A 16180-nucleotide genomic window follows, 5' to 3' on the forward strand; every position below is an offset into this window, starting at 1 on the left:
CGACAGTTTGACTGCTTCTTCTTTAAATTCCTTATCATATTTGCGCATTTCAAACACCCCATCATTCTTTCCTTAATTCTATCACATTTTGGGTGTTTGACCTCTGCACTTCTATGATACCGCTCCACTTACCCGATCGAACCGAAGACCTATATCATCCCCCAAAATTACGTTTGGCACAATGTTTTGAATGGGAACATGTACAGCGATTCTTACAGCTTTATCGCAATCGGTCAGGAAAGCGATGAAATGCTGGGCTTTTTTGACGGAGTCAATGAAAGAGGGTTTGCTTCGGCGGTATTGTATTTTCCGGGATATGCAAAATATCAGGAAAAAGTGACCAAAGAACAGAAGAAACCCGTTGCGGCGCTTGATTTTCTCCATTATATTTTGGGCAAATGAGGGTCGATAGACGAATTAGACGGGCTCCTGCGGCAAATTTCTCTGTTTGGCGTTCCGGACCCGATCACACAGGGTATTGCGCCGCTGCACTGGATTGCAACCGACCGAAGCGGGAAAAGCGTTGTCATCGAATCGACGGAGCAGGGAATCAAACTGTATCGAAATCCCATCGGGGTTTTGACCAACAGCCCGGATTTTCCATGGCATATGACAAACCTCAGAAATTATATGACGGCGGCTCCGCGGCAGGAGGAAGAGGTTTTCTGGGGAGAAGTTCCGCTCAGGCCGTTCGGTCAGGCGGGAGGAACCGTGCCGCTGCCGGGAGGCGATACCTCCCCGGAGCGGTTTGTGAGAACGGCGTATCAAAAAACGCATGTTGAAATCCCTTCCGGCGACACGGAGGCGGTAATCACCTGTTTTCATATCATGGAAACTGTCACAATTCCCAGGGGAGTGGTCGAAACGGCGAAAGGCGACTGTGACGATACAAAATATACTGCTTTCATCAATACAAAAACATGCGAGTATTTCTTTAAGACTTATGACAACAGCGAGATTGTGTGCGCAAGTCTGTGGGACCGCAGCGGATACAGCAAAAAACCGGTCTGCCTGGGGAATTTGGCGCGTCCGGTTTCCTTTCATAAAATCTCATGAAACTGCGCTCGCAGACAAAACCACAAACTCCGAAGGCCGCGGTACCGGCTTTTGGGGTTCGCCTGTTTCTTCGCATAGAAAAGCCGCCCGAAGGCGGCTTTTGGGGAGGAGTGTTATGAAAAAAGTTTATGAAAATCCTCAATCTGAGGGACTTATAGTTTGTCTGCGGGCCTGCGGCTCGGTGTTCCGATCATGCCGCCGACCATGCTGCAGTGATTTTGTTGTGCTTTGACGGTTTTAATTATATCGGTATGTTGTTAAGGAGCCGTTAAGAAGAAATGAAAATAGATTAAGAAAACAGTTAAGAAATTTTGAATACGGCTGCCAGATGTGACTCATACGGTTGGGATAAGTTTCAAAATGTGGTATAATCTAATTAAAATCAGAGATTATCTGAAAGGAAATATGTTATGAAGAAGTCGAAAATACTGATCCCACTGTTTTTGATCTTGCTGCTTGGCGCGTTTATATTTGTCGATGCGCCGAATCTCAATCCGCTTTATCGGGAAGGGCTCAGCTTTTGGGGCTTTCTCATAACCGCAGTTTCACTGTTTCTGTGGTTTTGGAAGTCCGGCGTGCGCAGATTTACGCGGCAAACCAATATCGAATTTTCCGATCTGAAAAAGGGACGCGTTTTTTTCATCGTGGCAGCAGCTCCCTGGGCGATTTTTATTCTTGTAAGTTTGTTTTCCAGCGTGCTTTTTCATGTGAATCAATACAAAAATCAGATGCCGGAACCGGAGAACAGGGTGTTTTCTTCCGATGTTCAGGCGATCGACATTTCGCAGCTTCCTGTGGTTGATAAAAGTCTGGCTTCTCTGCTTGCCGACAAAAAGCTGGGCGAAAAGCCTTCTCTTGGCAGTCAGGTTACTTTGGGAGAACCGACCATCCAAAAGGTCAATGATAAACTGGTTTGGGCGGTGCCGCTGCTGCATTCAGGCTTTTTTAAGTGGGTCAGCAATTCCGGCGGAACGCCGGGGTATATTTTGGTTTCGGCGACAAACCCAAAAGATGTGACCTATGTAGACAGCTATGCGATCAAGTACCAGCCGAACGCGTATCTGCTTGATAATCTGCAAAGGCATGTACGTTTTTCCGGCGGCTTTTTTACCGGCTTGACCGATTATTCCTTTGAGATTAATGATGAGGGAAAACCCTATTGGGTCGTTACAACCTATAAGTATCTGGCAGGGTACAGCCTTCCGGAAGCCGACGGCGCGATTATTATTGACGCCGCCACCGGAAAAAGCGAAAAATACGGCATCGGCGATATCCCCGGCTGGGTGGACCGTGTGCAGCCGGTCGATTTTGTCATGACCCAGATCAATAACCGAGGAAACTATATCCACGGGTTGTTCAATTTTTCGAACAAAGATAAATTTCAGACTTCCGAAGGAAACGCGATTGTCTATAATAATGGAAGATGCTATTTGTACACCGGCCTGACAAGCGTCGGAGCCGATGAAAGCACCACTGGCTTTATCATGGTCGATATGGTGACAAAGACGCCGTACCGGTATCAGATCAGCGGCGCGACCGAATACGCGGCGCAGAAGTCGGCGGAAGGTAAGGTGCAAAATATGCATTACCGTGCTTCTTTCCCGCTGATTACCAATGTGGACGGCCGCCCGGCTTATTTTATGACGCTGAAGGACGACGGGGGACTCATTAAGCAGTACGCCTTTGTTTCCGTCACGGATTATACGAGCGTCGGAACCGGGGAGACGATCGGTTCCGCAATTTCCAATTATCAGTCGGTCGTTAAGAATGTAAGCGGAAGCTCCTCCATTGATACCGGAGACCAGGAACAGAATCTGCAGGGGACAATTGACAGAATATCGTCTCAGATCGTGGGGGAAAATACGGTTTATTCCATGATTCTAAAAGAACAGCCTGAAAAGATCTTTACCGCGGTTGCGGACATCAGCCAGGAATTGCCACTGACAAGGGAAGGTGACAGAGTGAAAATCACCTATATCAAGGCGGACCGCGGAGTGATCAGTCTTTCAACTTTTGACAATCTTGAATATACGCAGAAGTAAAAGGATAAAGCGAAAAACGGCTCCGGTACTGTTTCCCAGTACCGGAGCTGTTTTTATAATTGTTAAGTTGTGAAATGTGTTATCCCTGCTTTGTTTCTCCCTTTAAAGCCTTTTCCTTTACCGGGTATGTCTGCCCGACAAAAACGGAAACCAGGAACACAACTGCGAAAATGAAAGAAATAACGGACCAAATCATCAGGTCCTGATATGTACCGACATTGGAAATTCCCACAATTCCGCCGATCGCATAAATCACGGTAGTCGCAATTGTGCCGCCCTTGCTGCTTCTGGCAACGATTCCTACGATTCCGGCGACCAGCAGACAGATTGCCAGGAATAATCCCGAGGATCCGCTGGATTCCCCGTTAGCGGCAATCGCGTTCCCGACCCCGGCTGCGCACGATTGGAACAGTACAAATAAAGACAGGACAATCGACACAATCCCAATAATCAGTTTTGCTACTTTCATATAGACACCCCTCATTCATAATTTATACATATATTTTATCATTTTGGGAACAAAATGCAAGACTTTTTTCTGATTTAAAATACTTTAAAAGAGATAATTTGGGCCGGCGTTTTTGGAACGCCGGCCCATAACAAGGTTTTGCATGCTTATCAAAGAGCTTTTGCTGCTCTGAGCTTTCGATTATCGCGGACGTCTGGGCGGAGGGGGTCCGGGAGGCATTGGCGGTCCGGGCGGACGCGGAGGCCTTGGGGGATACGGGCGCCTGGGGCACCAGGGAAAAATTGGCCACCAACGACAGAACGGCCGATCGTATCTTCTTGGCATAATTTGCATCTCCTTACCCCCATCTTATTCGCGGAGCAGGAATTCTGCGACAAAAGCCACCCGGTTGGGGGTGGCGGCAAAAAGGATGCAGTTTTCTAATCAGAGAGCATAACCAGCGGACACGGCGTCCGGTCCAGGGCGCCGTGTGTTTTCTGCTTAAAATCTGCGGCAACGGCAGCAACGGCCGCGGCCGCAGCCGCAGCCGCAAAAAGCCAAAAATGGAATCAGCCAGCAGCACATAATACAGTACCACCTTTCGTGTAAACTGCTATATTATATGCGTTTGCTTACAGGCTTGTCAATCTGGCTTATTGGAATTTGAATACGGAAACAGGCAGAAGTTCATGGCTCCTGCCCGAACAGATCATGCAAACGAATCGGTTAGCCTTTTTTGAGGGGATTCAGCAAATTCTTTAGGCTTTTTCCGTGAGCCCTTTCGATTCGGCATAAGCCGAATAATGCATTGGGGTCTTTCGTAATCACATTGATGCCATAAGTGCAGGATAAAGTTGCCTGGAACCCTATCTTTTTTAATATGGCGTCGGTATTTTTACTGGATTTGCCGTATGGATATACAAAGGTGTTCGGGGTGAATCCTGTTTTTTCCCTGACTTCATTCTGCAGTCTGCAGACGTCGCCCGTTAAAACTCGCTCATAATCGGACAGTGATTCCCGGGATTTTTGCATACAACCAATTCGGTCGCCGCTTGTTTCATGCAAATGGTAGGTATGGTTCTGTACCTCAACAAGTCCGGAGGAAATCATTTCATTCAACTGGTTCCATGTAACATGCGCATAATTCAGATTGTCACTTGGGTGCTCGGTAAAATCATCCGTGCTTTTTCCAATAATCGAGAATACCATTTTCGCATGGTATTTTTTCAACAGAGGAAAGGCGTAAACATAATTGTCTAAATATCCGTCATCAAAGGATAAAATAATTGGATTCGGCGGCAGACTTTTCCCGGCGGAAACGAAATCGATCAGCTGAGTCATCGTGATTGTCGAATAATTGTTCTTGGAAAGATAGATCAGGTCGCTTTCCAACTCCCGCGGAGTAATTCCGTACTGATGATTCTGCGGACTGATCATGTGATATAAAATGATTGGAAGCTGTTCCGGTTCCCGGTTCGTCGCCATTGACGGCGGTTGAAGCGTCAGGGCGGCAAAACAGAAAAAAATTGCAAAAGCCGAGATCATTAAAATATGGCTTTTGATTCGAACGACCGTGATCCTCACCTCACCTGGTAGAATGCAGACAATAAAACATATTACCTCCCGGGGAAAAGGATTCTGAAAAAAACAATAATTGTGAATTCCGATAAAACTTTCATGATCCCGAAACAAAGCATTCATTCTTCGACAACAGGATACATTCAGTGATTGAGTTTGAAGTCAGCCCTGAATCGATCGCAAGTGTGAGCAGGACGGATTTCCGAGAACTAATACGGAAGTGATCAAGATGACGAGCACGGCCTGAGCAAAAGTAAGTCGGCAAAAATCGTCAGCGTCACCGGGCAGTCAACGGCTTCAAACATAAAAACGGCAAGCGCCGCGGAAAACAGTTTATTAGATACTATTATATAATCGATCCCCCGTCGGTTTTTTGGCCGGCGGGGGATTCTATCTTAATTATGAAGTTTTTTACATGACACGTGTTGGAATTAAGGCGTCAAGAATACCGATTGCGACTGCGCCTAAAACAGCGCCCAGAATTGTAACATTCATATTCGGAACAGCAAACTGGGCCGCATATAAAATGACGGCGGTCAGCAAAAATCCTTTTAGTCCTTTTCCAAATGGAGAAGCGTCGATTTTCATAACACTTTCCACCAGATAATCCAGCAGACTGATTACAATCGCGGCAATCAGAAACGACCAAAGACCTACGATGGAAAAGCCGGGAGTGAAAAACGAAACCAGGAATAAAACAATCACCATAACGGCCAGTTTCCCCAGCCATCTGCCAAAGGAAAAAGATGTTTGCGTCTCGGACTCATTTTGATTAGCTCCGGCATAGTGCGTGTGAACGGCATGACCTTGATGCGCCATGAGTATCACCTCCTTTCATAATTAGTAATCCTGTTTTTATCAAAGATATTAGCGGTAAATTTTATGCTGACTTTTATCAAAAGGAATGGCTTGTTCCGCTGTTTCTCTCTTGTGCGGGAGTATAAAAATCTTGCATTCGCAAAAACTATCCTGCAAATAATGTTTTTATGAAGGTCTTATATGATTACACTTTTAAGGAACGTAAACTGTTTTTGCCCGAAGCCCAGCGGGCAGAAGGATATATTGATCGCAAACGAAAAAATTGAGAGGATTGATCCGGTTGGAAGATGGGAGAACTGTCCCTTCCTTGACCGGATTATTGATTGTGAAGGCCTGACGGCGTTTCCCGGGCTGATTGATCAGCATGTTCACATTGTGGGCGGAGGCGGAGAGCACGGTTTTGCCAGCCGGATCAGCGATATAGAACCCGGCGATATTTTTTTGTCAGGCGTAACGACTTTGGTGGGCCTTCTCGGATTCGACAGCTGCACCAAAGATCCCGCCAACCTTTTTGCAAAGGCAAAAAGCTTGAGAAAGGCGGGGTTGACGGCCTATCTTTATTCCGGAAGTTATACTTTTCCCATAGCTTCTTTGACCCAAAGTATTCTGCGGGACCTCATTTTGGTTGACGAAGTGATTGGCGTGGGCGAGGTCGCGATTGCCGATCACCGTTCTTCACAGCCCAGTGTTTTAGAATTGGCGGAGCTTGCCTCCGCCGTTCATGCCGGCGGCATGATCGGCGGAAAGGCGGGTGTTGTTCATATTCACCTCGGGGAAGGAAAGCGGGGGATGGGCCTGCTGCTGGATGTGCTTGAACAGACGGATTTGCCGAAGGAGATGTTTGTTCCCACGCATGTCAACCGTCAGCCAAAGCTCTTTGAGCAGGCAATGGAATATTGCAGAAACGGCGGAAATATTGACCTGACGGCGGGGGAAACGCACGGGATACCGGTTCCGGACGCGCTTGAAATGCTTGTGGACAGCGGGATGGATCTTTCAAGGGTTACCGTGAGCTCCGACTCCAACGGAAGCATCCCCACCGGAGGAGTCGGCAAAATCCAGGAGCTGTACGACGACATCCGCGAATGCATTGTCGAAAAGGGAATTCGTCCGGAAACCGCTTTCGGTTTTGTAACGGAGAATGTTGCTAAAATATTGAAGCTTTATCCTGAAAAGGGAACGCTCCAGGAGGGCGCCGACGCCGATATTGCGTTGCTTGACTGCGGTTATCGCCTGCGCAAATTGTTTTGCCTGGGCAAACAGACGGTGGATGACGGCCACAGGGTAAATTCAGAGGAGTGAGTAAGATGTCGGAATCCCCGAAAGGGTATTTGATTATTATCGGAGGAGCGGAGGATAAAAAGGGAGAAAGCGTTATATTAAGGCAGGCGCCGGAGATGCTATCCGGTTCTGACCGGCTCACCGTGCTGACCACGGCAACGGAAAAGCCGCAGGAAGCAGGGAAGAAATACAAGGATGTTTTCAGCGGCCTCGGAGTAAAAAATGTCAGCGTTCTGGATATCAGCAACCGGGAACAGGCCGAAAGTCCGGAAAACTGCAGCGCGATTTCAAAATCGAAATGCGTTTTCTTTACGGGCGGCGACCAGCTGAGAATTACGAGCATTCTTGGGGGAACCAAGGTGAACGATGAACTGAAAAAACTGTATTTTGATGGGGGGATCATCATGGGAACCAGCGCCGGAGCTTCGGCCATGACTTCCACGATGGTAGTTCAGGGCAACGACAATGAACCGGCAAGAAAATGCACCCTGAAAATGGCGCCGGGCCTTGGGCTGCTGAGCGGCGTCATCATCGATCAGCACTTTGATCAGCGCGGACGGTTTGGCAGGCTGCTGTGCGGCATCGCGGAGAATCCGGACGTCCTTGGAATCGGAATCGACGAGGATACGGCGATCAAACTTTATCCCGACCAGCACTTTGAGGTGATCGGTTCCAATGCCGTTACCATCATGGATGGAAAAACCATTCAAAGCTCAAATGTTTCGGAACTGAATCAGAACGAGCTCCTGATGATCACCGGCGTTACGGTGCACACGCTGCCCACAGGCTATGGATTTGAACTAAAGGATAGAAAGGTTTTGCGACTGAATGATGGAAAGCAATAAGATTCAGATCCTTGACCATCGCTATTACCGCGGCAGGAATATTTACAGTCATAAGCCGGTAATGAAGATGATCGTGGATATTGGTAAATACGGTCTGATTCCCACAAAGGAGATTCCCGGATTCAACCAAAAACTTCTTTCCTGTTTTCCGGGGCTGAAAACAAACTACTGCAGTCTGGGTTATGAAGGGGGCTTTCTGGAACGCCTGGAAGAGGGGACCTACCTGGCCCATGTGCTGGAACACACGATTCTTGAAATGCAGGCCATGCTGGGTTACGAAGTCAGCTTCGGGCGGACCAGAACCATTGAGGAACCGTCCAAATACTACCTGGTCTATCAATACAAAAACGAAGTGTGCGGTTTGGAATGCGGAAAGGCCGCGGTTTTTATTCTGAACCGGTTTCTAGACAACAAGGAAGTCGACATCGAGGGCTTTCTGGATTATCTGGGCGAAATATCCATCAACGCAGAACTGGGACCCAGCACCACAGCGATTGTGGAAGAGGCCCAGAAGCGCGGAATTCCCGTGACCAGAATCGGCCATGAAAGTCTGGTGCGAATTGGCTACGGAAAATACAGCCATTTGGTCGAATCGACTCTGACCGACCTGACTTCCTGCATTTCCGCCGATATTTCCTCCAATAAACAGCTGACGAAATCCATGCTCAGTGAAAATAAAATTCCGGTTCCGTATGGAAAAACGGTTTACTCCGAACTGTCCGCAGTCATGGCCGCCGGTCAGGTTGGACTTCCCGTTGTCATTAAGCCGATCGATGGAAATCAGGGGAAGGGCGTTTCCCTGAACCTGAACAGTGAGGAAGAAATCAAGGCGGCATACCGCAACGCTGCGAAATTCGGAACCGGCGCCGTTGTGGAACAGTATGTAAAAGGGAAGGATTTCCGCGTGCTTGTGGTCGGCGACCGGGTCTGCGCCGTCGCGGAACGCCTTCCGGCCTGTGTGACCGGGGACGGGATTCATACGATTCAGGAATTGATCCGGCTGAAAAACAGCGATCCCAGACGGGGAGAAGCCCATGAAAAGCCGCTGACAAAAATTCGCCTTGACGAAGTCGCGCTGGACGAACTGAAAAAACAAAAGAAAAAGCCGGAGGATGTTCCCGAAAAGGGTGAAACCGTACTGCTCAGAAAAAACGGGAACCTCAGTACGGGGGGGACGGCTACCGACTGCACGGACCTAATCCATCCCGACAACGCGGAGTTTGCCGTCAGGGCGGCTCAGGTAATTGGGCTTGACGTTGCGGGCGTCGATTTTGTCACGGAAGATATCTCCCGGTCGATTCAAGAGACGGGCGGGGTGATTGTGGAAGTCAACACGGCGCCGGGAATCCGCATGCATCTGTATCCGAGCGAAGGCACTTCCAGAAACGTCGCGAAGGATATAGTGGATCGGCTGTTTCCGCATGCGGAATACTGTTTCCCCATTGTATCCGTCACCGGGACGAATGGAAAGACCACAACCGTGCGCCTGATTCACCATGTACTTTCCATGACGGGGCTCAACGTCGGCATGACCAGTACCTGCGGAACCTACATTGGGAATAAGTGCGTCTGCAAAGGCGACAATTCGGGGCCGCGCAGCGCGGAGTCCCTGCTGTCCGACCAGACGGTGGAGGCCGCGGTTCTGGAAACGGCGCGCGGCGGCATTGTCCGGGAGGGCCTGGGCTATGATCTGGCGGACGTCGGGGTCATTACCAATATCGCGGACGATCATTTGGGACTGAACGGTGTGGAAACTCTGGAGGATCTGGCCTTTGTAAAATCACTGGTCGTCGAGGCCGTTAAAAAGGACGGGTATGCGGTGCTGAACGCGCGGGACCCGATGACTCCGACGATTTTGAAAAGAGTACGCTCCAACGTGATTCTTTTCTCCGGGCATCCCACGAAAGACGTTTTTGTTCCCAAAGGATGTGTCAGGGTATATGAAGAAAACGGCGGAATTGTAATCAGCACGCCCCGTGAAAGACTGAATCTGATTCAGATATCAGAGATTCCAGTAACAGGCGGAGGTCTTATCGAGTGCAATATCGAAAACTGTCTTGCCGCCGTTTCGGCCCTCTACGCGCTGCGCGTGCCTTTAGAAGTGATTCGAAAAGGACTGAAAAGCTTTTTGATGAACACGGGGCGGTTTGATCTGTTTCGGCTGGGCGGATTTCACGTCATGCTGGATTACGGGCACAACCGGCCCGGTTATGAAAATGTCATAAAGGCTTGCGGAAAAATGGAGCATGAAAGGCTGATCGGCGTGATCGGTATGCCTGGCGACCGAAGTGACGCGGCAATTCGGGATACCGCTCACCTCTGTGCGAAATCCTTTGACGGAATTTATGTGAAAGAGGATGAAGACCTGCGGGGGAGGAAAAAAGGCGAAGTTGCGGATCTGTTCTACCGGACGATTACCGGCGACGGATTTCCAAAGGACCGGATTTCAGTTTTCGAACGGGAATCGGAGGCGCTGAAAAACGCCGTCGCTCAGGCGAAAGACGGAGACCTGATTGTCGCTTTTTATGAAAAGCTGGAACCGCTGAAACAGTACCTGGAATCGGCGGGAGCGGAAAAAGTGGATTTTTGTCCGCCGGAGATGCCGCGTCGGGAAAAAGTGCAGATATCATAAGCAAGGCCCTGTCGTATTTGCGACAGGGCCTTGCTGCTTCTACAGCAGTTCCAGTTGAATTTTAGAATTTGCTTATGTCTTTCCCCCGCCATCGGCGGGGGAAAGACATGTCCATATTTGCAATCAAAATTGGAAATGCTGTAAGAGGGGTTAAGAGTCGTATTTATAAAAGTAAAAAATGTGCTTGATTGGGTCGTATAAGGCAAATATAAAGTCATGAGAATACTGGTTTTGAAGTGGGCTTGTTTTGCTGCGGATGTCTTGCTCGTTTCGGTTCAGAAAGAAGTAGGAGCCGATTGAAACGTCTTTTGTTTTCTTGATCCAATCGTCTCCAATCCCCTCATAATGAATCGCATCGGCCCCGTTTCCTCCGTAAATCAGGAGAGCAAGGTCCTCCGGCATCGGCAAGGGCAGCCAACCGTTTTGATTGGTGATCCCCATTTCCTCTTTGTCCGCGTCAGCGGGCAGCGCAACTTCAAGATCGACTTCGCCGTCTCCGAACCAGCCGGTGGAATCGCTGTACTCAGCCACGGAAGATTTGCGCGGAATGGCAACCTTTAACGTGTTTTCAATCCGCGATATTTCTTGCGCTTGCGGGTCAAAAACATAAAAACACAAAGGATAGAGAACCGCCAATCCGATGAGTGCCGTCCCCAGCACGATCAGAAACGCAGTCAAAACCGGGCTTCGCTGGCGCATAGGCGTTGCCTCCGTTCATTAATCCGTTTCCGAATCGGCTTTTTCATCGTTTTCGAATTCCAACAGATCCCCGGGCTGACAGTTCAGCACGGTGCAAATCCGGTCCAGAGTGGAAAAGCGAATCGCTTTTGCCTTCCCGTTTTTCAGAATCGAAAGATTAGCCATGGTGATCCCGACTTTTTCAGACAGCTCCGTCACGCTCGTCTTTCGTTTTGCCAGCATGACGTCTAAATTCACTCTGATAGCCATTGTTTGCTCCTTATACGGTCAGATCGTTTTCCTGCTTCAAATCGCACGCTTTTTCAACAAGATGCGAAAGGGCCGCGCATACGATCGCCGCCGATGTTCCTGTAAAAGTAATGAACAGGATTAAAAGCAGAATTCCCGGATGAAGCAGTTTCATCGTCAGCAGGATGACGGCGGCCGCGAAATAGAGCAGGCTTTCCGACAGGGCCAAACCGCCAATCATCCGGAGACGTTTCCCGTTCTTTCTGCAAAAGGAGTTGTCTTTTGCAATTTCCCGGCAGATTTGCCACGACTTCCAAAGAGCCAGATAGAAAGGGATGGCGGTGACCCAGAGAAAAGCCATGCAGGGAAAAAGCAGATAGCTTAGTTCGGGATTCGCCTGTACGGCTTCCTTCCCCAATTCCGGTGCGATTAGAAAACACAGAGCGGCTCCAAGCAGTGCGGCAAAAAGAATAATGCCCTTCAGCCATTTCGAAAATTCCATCCGTTTCAATGCAATCATCTCCTAACGATTGCTATTATAGAACAATTAATATTGAAACGCAATATAAATTCATTGATAAACAATATATTTTATTCTGATAAGCCAAAACGGATCTGGCGTAAGCGGTTGCCGGAAAGCCAAAGCAGGAGTATAATAAGATTCAAAATAAAATGAGAAAAGAGGAACCTGTTTGCCGGAACTTTGCGACGTTTACGATCAAAACAAAAACAGGACCGGCAGAGTCTGGACCCGCGGCGTCCCGATGCGGCTCGGAGATTACCGTCTTGTAGTATATGCGTGGATTTTTGACCGGGAAGGGCAGCTGCTGATGACCAGAAGACACCCGAAAAAAGTTTGGGGCGGCTGCTGGGAATGCACGGCGGGCGGCGTTCAGGCGGGAGAGACAAGCCTGCAGGGTGCGTTGCGAGAGCTGCGTGAGGAGATCGGCGTTTCTTTTGCCGAGAAAGATGCGTCCCTGCTGCACAGTAGCCTTGACGGGAACGTCTGGATCGATACCTGGCTGTTTCAAAATTGCCGGGTGGGCGAGCTTCGGCTTCAGCCCGAGGAAGTGACACAGGCCAAATGGGTCGGCCGCGAGGAATATGAAGACATGTGCCGACAGGGAATTGTGGTTCCGGCCTGCACGCGGTTTTATGAATGGATGAAAGAAATGGAGGAGAAGAATGAAGCGTGAGACGGTAAAACTTTACGATTTGAATTCAAAGCTGAGAACTTTTCAAGCCCGTGTGCTGGAGTGCGTCCCCGAGAAAGACCGGTTTCTGGTCGTTCTTGACCGCACGGTTTTTTTTCCGGAAGGGGGCGGTCAGCCTTCCGACCGGGGGGTCCTGAATTTTGCAAACGTTCTGGACGTTCAGGAAAAGGACGGAATCGTCTACCATACCTCGGACCGGTCGTTCCAGCCGGGAGAAATGGTTTCCGGAGGAATCGACTGGCCGCGCCGCTTTGGGCTGATGCAGCAGCATTCCGGCGAGCATATTGTTTCCGGGCTGGCCCACCGGCTGTTTGGGCTTGACAACGTCGGCTTTCATATGAGCGAAACGTCTTTGACGGTTGACCTGAACGGGGAGCTTTCCGCGGAGGACCTTGCGCTGATCGAGCGGCTGGCCAACCGGGCGGTCTGGGAGAACCTTGCGGTAAAAGTGTCGTATCCTTCCGCGCAGGAGCTGGGAAGTATTCCTTACAGAAGCAAAAAGGAACTCACCGGCCGTGTTCGGATCGTTGAGTTTCCCGGTTACGATATCTGCGCCTGCTGCGGCACCCATGTGGAGCGTACCGGAGAAATCGGCGCGGTTAAGATGTTGTCTTCCCAGCGGTACAAAGGCGGGACCAGACTGACAATGGCCTGCGGCGGTCAGGCCCTTCGGGATTACGGAGAGAGGGTAAACAGCGTATCTTCCGTTTCCGCGCTGCTTTCCGCAAAGCCGGCGGAGATCGAACAGTCTGTCGAACGGGTTCTGCGCGATAACGCGGATTTAAAGCGGCGGCTTTCCGCCCTTCGGGCGGAAATTTTTCAGTTGAAGGCGGGCGCTATTGCCCCGGGCTGCGGAAATATTCTGATCTTTGATGACGACCTGACTCCGGACGAGCTTCGCCGGTTTGCGCTGATTTTGTCGGAACGCTGTTCCGCGACGGCCGCGGTTTTTTCCGGCGGTGATTCAAAAGGGTACCGATATGCCGTGTCCGACCCCACAAATGACGTCAGACCCTATGCGAAAGAACTGTCCGCCGCTTTTTCCGGAAGGGGAGGCGGCCCGAAGGAACTGGTGCAGGGTTCGATAAGCGGAATGCAAAAAGAAATCAAATTGTTTTTTGAGCAAAAAGCGTTCCGCTGTCAGGAATCGTAAAACCGCGATGTGAAATTATGCAGAATACCCTAGATTGCGTAAAAAAATCTTGCACCTTTGGGGAATCAATGCTATAATATTTACGACTTTTATTGGGAAAGTGGTGTGCCGGTCATGGAAAGCAGAACAGTTCAAGTTCATTGCGATAAAAACCGGGATATTGTTTTGAATCTTATCCCGGGGCACTTTGCAACCTCGCATTCTCACGTGAACTATTACATTGACATGACAGGCATTAAACATCAGCAGAAAATTGCCAAACAGGCAGCGGAATTCATGGCTGAAAAGTACATCAATTCCGTGGCCGTTGATACGATCATCTGTATGGACGGCTGCGAAATAATCGGTGCTTTTTTGGCGGAGGAACTCTCAAAATCAGGTATTTCCTCCCTGAATGAGGGAACCGACATCAGCATTATAACCCCCGAATATCCCAATGGGCAGCTTCTGTTCCGCGACAATGTCCAGGATCGGATCTGGAACAAAAACATTCTTTTACTTGTGGCTTCCGCAACCACCGGCAAGACGATTAACCGCTCGCTGGAATGCATCCGTTATTACGGCGGCAAAATCGTAGGAACCTCCGCGATTTTCAGCGCGATCGGAAAGACCGGCGGCATAGAGGTCAACTCTATTTTTACCAGTGATGATTTACCGAATTATTTTACCTGCTCCGTTCTTGACTGTCCGTATTGTCAAAAGGGGCAGAAGATTGACGCGATTGTGAATAGTTACGGATACTCCAAAATTTAAGGCTGGCAGGCGCATGCCAAGTGCGCCTGTTTTCATATTATCCACGATGCGGAATTTGTTTCACAATATGGATAATTTGAACGGTTTTCGCAAGAGTTTTTGTTAAATTTTTCAAACCTAGCCTTGCAACTCGGGATATATTGTGATATATTTAACATAGTCTGTTGTAAATAGTAGTTCGGAAATTTTTGTTGGAATTTAAGGAGGAAAAACCTATGTCAAGGAAAATCGTTGTAGCAGGTGCTTGCCGTACGGCAATCGGTAAATTTGGTGGGACTCTCTCCAATGTGCCTTTGGTTAATATTGGCACGACGGTTGTAAAGGAATCCATGAAACGCGCCGGTATCTCGCCGGATCAGGTGGATGAAGTCATTCTTGGCTGCGTTTATCAGGCCGGTGTTGGCCAGAACATTGCGCGTCAGGTTTCTGTCGGCTCAGGCATTCCGATTCCGGTACCGGCTTTTACTCTGAATAATATGTGCGGTTCCGGTTTGAAAAGCATCAATGTCGCTGCGGCAATGATCGCGGCCGGCGAAGCGGATGTCATTGTTGCGGGCGGTATCGAGAACATGTCCAGCACGCCTTACCTGCTGAAAAACGCAAGATTCGGTTATCGTATGCGCGACGGCAAGCTGATTGATTCCCTGATTTACGATGGTCTGGAAGACACATTCAATCATTATCATATGGGAATTACGGCGGAAAACGTCGCAGAAAAATATGGAATTACCCGTCAGATGCAGGATGAGTATGGCGTAATGAGCCAGAATCGTGCCGAAAAGGCGTTAAAAGAAGGCAAATTCAAAGAAGAGATCATCCCGATGGAAGTTAAATTGAGGAAACAAACGGTCCTGTTTGACACAGACGAGGACATTCGTCCCGGCACGACCATCGAAAGCCTTGCAAAACTGAGGCCGGCATTCAAACCGGACGGAACCGTTACGGCCGGAAACGCTTCCGGTATTGACGACGGTGGTTCCGCGGTTGTTCTTATGTCGGAAGAAAAAGCGAAAGAGCTTGGTGTAAAGCCTCTGGCAACATGGGTTGCAGGTTCGTGGGCAGGCGTTGATCCGGCTTACATGGGACTTGGTCCGATTGAAGCAACAAAAAAGATTATGGCGAAAACCGGCCTGACCGTTTCGGATATGGACCTTGTGGAAGCCAACGAAGCGTTTGCAGCGCAGACCCTTGCGGTTGCACACGACCTGAAGCTTGATATGGACAAGACGAACGTAAACGGCGGAGCGATTGCTCTCGGCCATCCGGTCGGCTGCTCCGGCGCGCGTATTCTCACCACCCTGATTTATGAAATGAAGAGGAGAAAGAGTGAGCTGGGCCTTGCGACTCTTTGTGTCGGCGGCGGCATGGGCGTTGCCACCATTGTTAAAATGGAAGGCTAATCAGTCATCAAACTGAAACATTTTAGGAAAGA

At 49.3% G+C, this 16180-nt stretch carries 14 protein-coding genes and 1 pseudogene; 9 read left to right on the plus strand and 6 right to left on the minus strand.

The annotated features are described in order from the left end of the window. The first annotated feature begins 135 nt into the window (after positions 1–135). Positions 136–1056 (plus strand): annotated as a pseudogene (locus ACLQ3M_RS04925) (choloylglycine hydrolase family protein). Positions 1057–1466: 410 nt separating this feature from the next. Beyond that, positions 1467–3098 carry a hypothetical protein gene (locus ACLQ3M_RS04930; protein ID WP_411676591.1) on the plus strand — a complete coding sequence of 544 codons (1632 nt, stop codon included), beginning with the start codon at positions 1467–1469 and terminating at the stop codon, positions 3096–3098. Between the two features lie 79 nt (positions 3099–3177). Here ACLQ3M_RS04930 and ACLQ3M_RS04935 read toward each other — a convergent pair whose 3' ends face one another. From ACLQ3M_RS04935 to ACLQ3M_RS04945, 3 genes are all read right to left on the minus strand, one after another. Continuing rightward, positions 3178–3567: a hypothetical protein gene (locus ACLQ3M_RS04935; RefSeq protein ID WP_411676592.1), complete on the minus strand. Its 390-nt coding sequence runs from the start codon at positions 3565–3567 to the stop codon at positions 3178–3180. Positions 3568–4272: 705 nt separating this feature from the next. Further along, positions 4273–5130, minus strand: coding sequence for a polysaccharide deacetylase family protein (locus tag ACLQ3M_RS04940; RefSeq protein WP_411676593.1), 858 nt, complete (start codon positions 5128–5130; stop codon positions 4273–4275). Between the two features lie 405 nt (positions 5131–5535). Further along, positions 5536–5943: a phage holin family protein gene (locus ACLQ3M_RS04945; RefSeq protein WP_411676594.1), complete on the minus strand. Its 408-nt coding sequence runs from the start codon at positions 5941–5943 to the stop codon at positions 5536–5538. Positions 5944–6123: 180 nt separating this feature from the next. Between ACLQ3M_RS04945 and iadA the strand changes: the two genes are divergently transcribed. The 3 genes from iadA to cphA are packed head-to-tail and all read left to right on the plus strand — an operon-like array spanning position 6124 to position 10701. Continuing rightward, complete coding sequence (iadA, locus tag ACLQ3M_RS04950; protein WP_411676595.1) at positions 6124–7245, plus strand: beta-aspartyl-peptidase; 1122 nt, start codon at positions 6124–6126, stop codon at positions 7243–7245. Between the two features lie 5 nt (positions 7246–7250). After that, positions 7251–8069, plus strand: a complete 819-nt coding sequence (locus ACLQ3M_RS04955) for a cyanophycinase (RefSeq protein WP_411676596.1) — start codon at positions 7251–7253, stop codon at positions 8067–8069. Beyond that, entirely contained in the window at positions 8053–10701 is a 2649-nt protein-coding gene (cphA, locus tag ACLQ3M_RS04960) for a cyanophycin synthetase (protein ID WP_411676597.1), read from the plus strand. The genes ACLQ3M_RS04955 and cphA overlap by 17 nt, the downstream gene beginning before the upstream one ends. Positions 10702–10851: 150 nt before the next feature. Here cphA and ACLQ3M_RS04965 read toward each other — a convergent pair whose 3' ends face one another. From ACLQ3M_RS04965 to ACLQ3M_RS04975, 3 genes are read right to left on the minus strand one after another with little or no spacing between them, the layout of a single operon-like run. Beyond that, complete coding sequence (locus ACLQ3M_RS04965; protein ID WP_411676598.1) at positions 10852–11400, minus strand: hypothetical protein; 549 nt, start codon at positions 11398–11400, stop codon at positions 10852–10854. Between the two features lie 18 nt (positions 11401–11418). Next, complete coding sequence (locus ACLQ3M_RS04970; RefSeq protein WP_411676599.1) at positions 11419–11649, minus strand: helix-turn-helix domain-containing protein; 231 nt, start codon at positions 11647–11649, stop codon at positions 11419–11421. Positions 11650–11659: 10 nt separating this feature from the next. Beyond that, on the minus strand, positions 11660–12130 hold the full coding sequence (locus tag ACLQ3M_RS04975) for a DUF2975 domain-containing protein (RefSeq protein WP_411676803.1): 471 nt from the start codon (positions 12128–12130) through the stop codon (positions 11660–11662). Between the two features lie 190 nt (positions 12131–12320). Between ACLQ3M_RS04975 and ACLQ3M_RS04980 the strand changes: the two genes are divergently transcribed. The 4 genes from ACLQ3M_RS04980 (at position 12321) to ACLQ3M_RS04995 (ending at position 16148) form a co-directional block, all read left to right on the plus strand. After that, the gene (locus tag ACLQ3M_RS04980) at positions 12321–12824 is read left to right on the plus strand and encodes an NUDIX hydrolase (protein ID WP_411676600.1); all 504 of its coding nucleotides are present in this window, start codon (positions 12321–12323) and stop codon (positions 12822–12824) included. Beyond that, entirely contained in the window at positions 12814–13995 is a 1182-nt protein-coding gene (locus tag ACLQ3M_RS04985) for an alanyl-tRNA editing protein (RefSeq protein ID WP_411676601.1), read from the plus strand. The genes ACLQ3M_RS04980 and ACLQ3M_RS04985 overlap by 11 nt, the downstream gene beginning before the upstream one ends. A gap of 114 nt (positions 13996–14109) precedes the next feature. Next, positions 14110–14748 carry a phosphoribosyltransferase gene (locus ACLQ3M_RS04990; protein WP_411676602.1) on the plus strand — a complete coding sequence of 213 codons (639 nt, stop codon included), beginning with the start codon at positions 14110–14112 and terminating at the stop codon, positions 14746–14748. A 215-nt stretch (positions 14749–14963) separates the two neighbouring features. Continuing rightward, positions 14964–16148: an acetyl-CoA C-acetyltransferase gene (locus tag ACLQ3M_RS04995; protein ID WP_411676603.1), complete on the plus strand. Its 1185-nt coding sequence runs from the start codon at positions 14964–14966 to the stop codon at positions 16146–16148. Positions 16149–16180: the final 32 nt, after the last annotated feature.

The organism is Caproicibacter sp. (assembly GCF_046707225.1).
Lineage (GTDB): Bacteria > Bacillota > Clostridia > Oscillospirales > Acutalibacteraceae > Caproicibacter.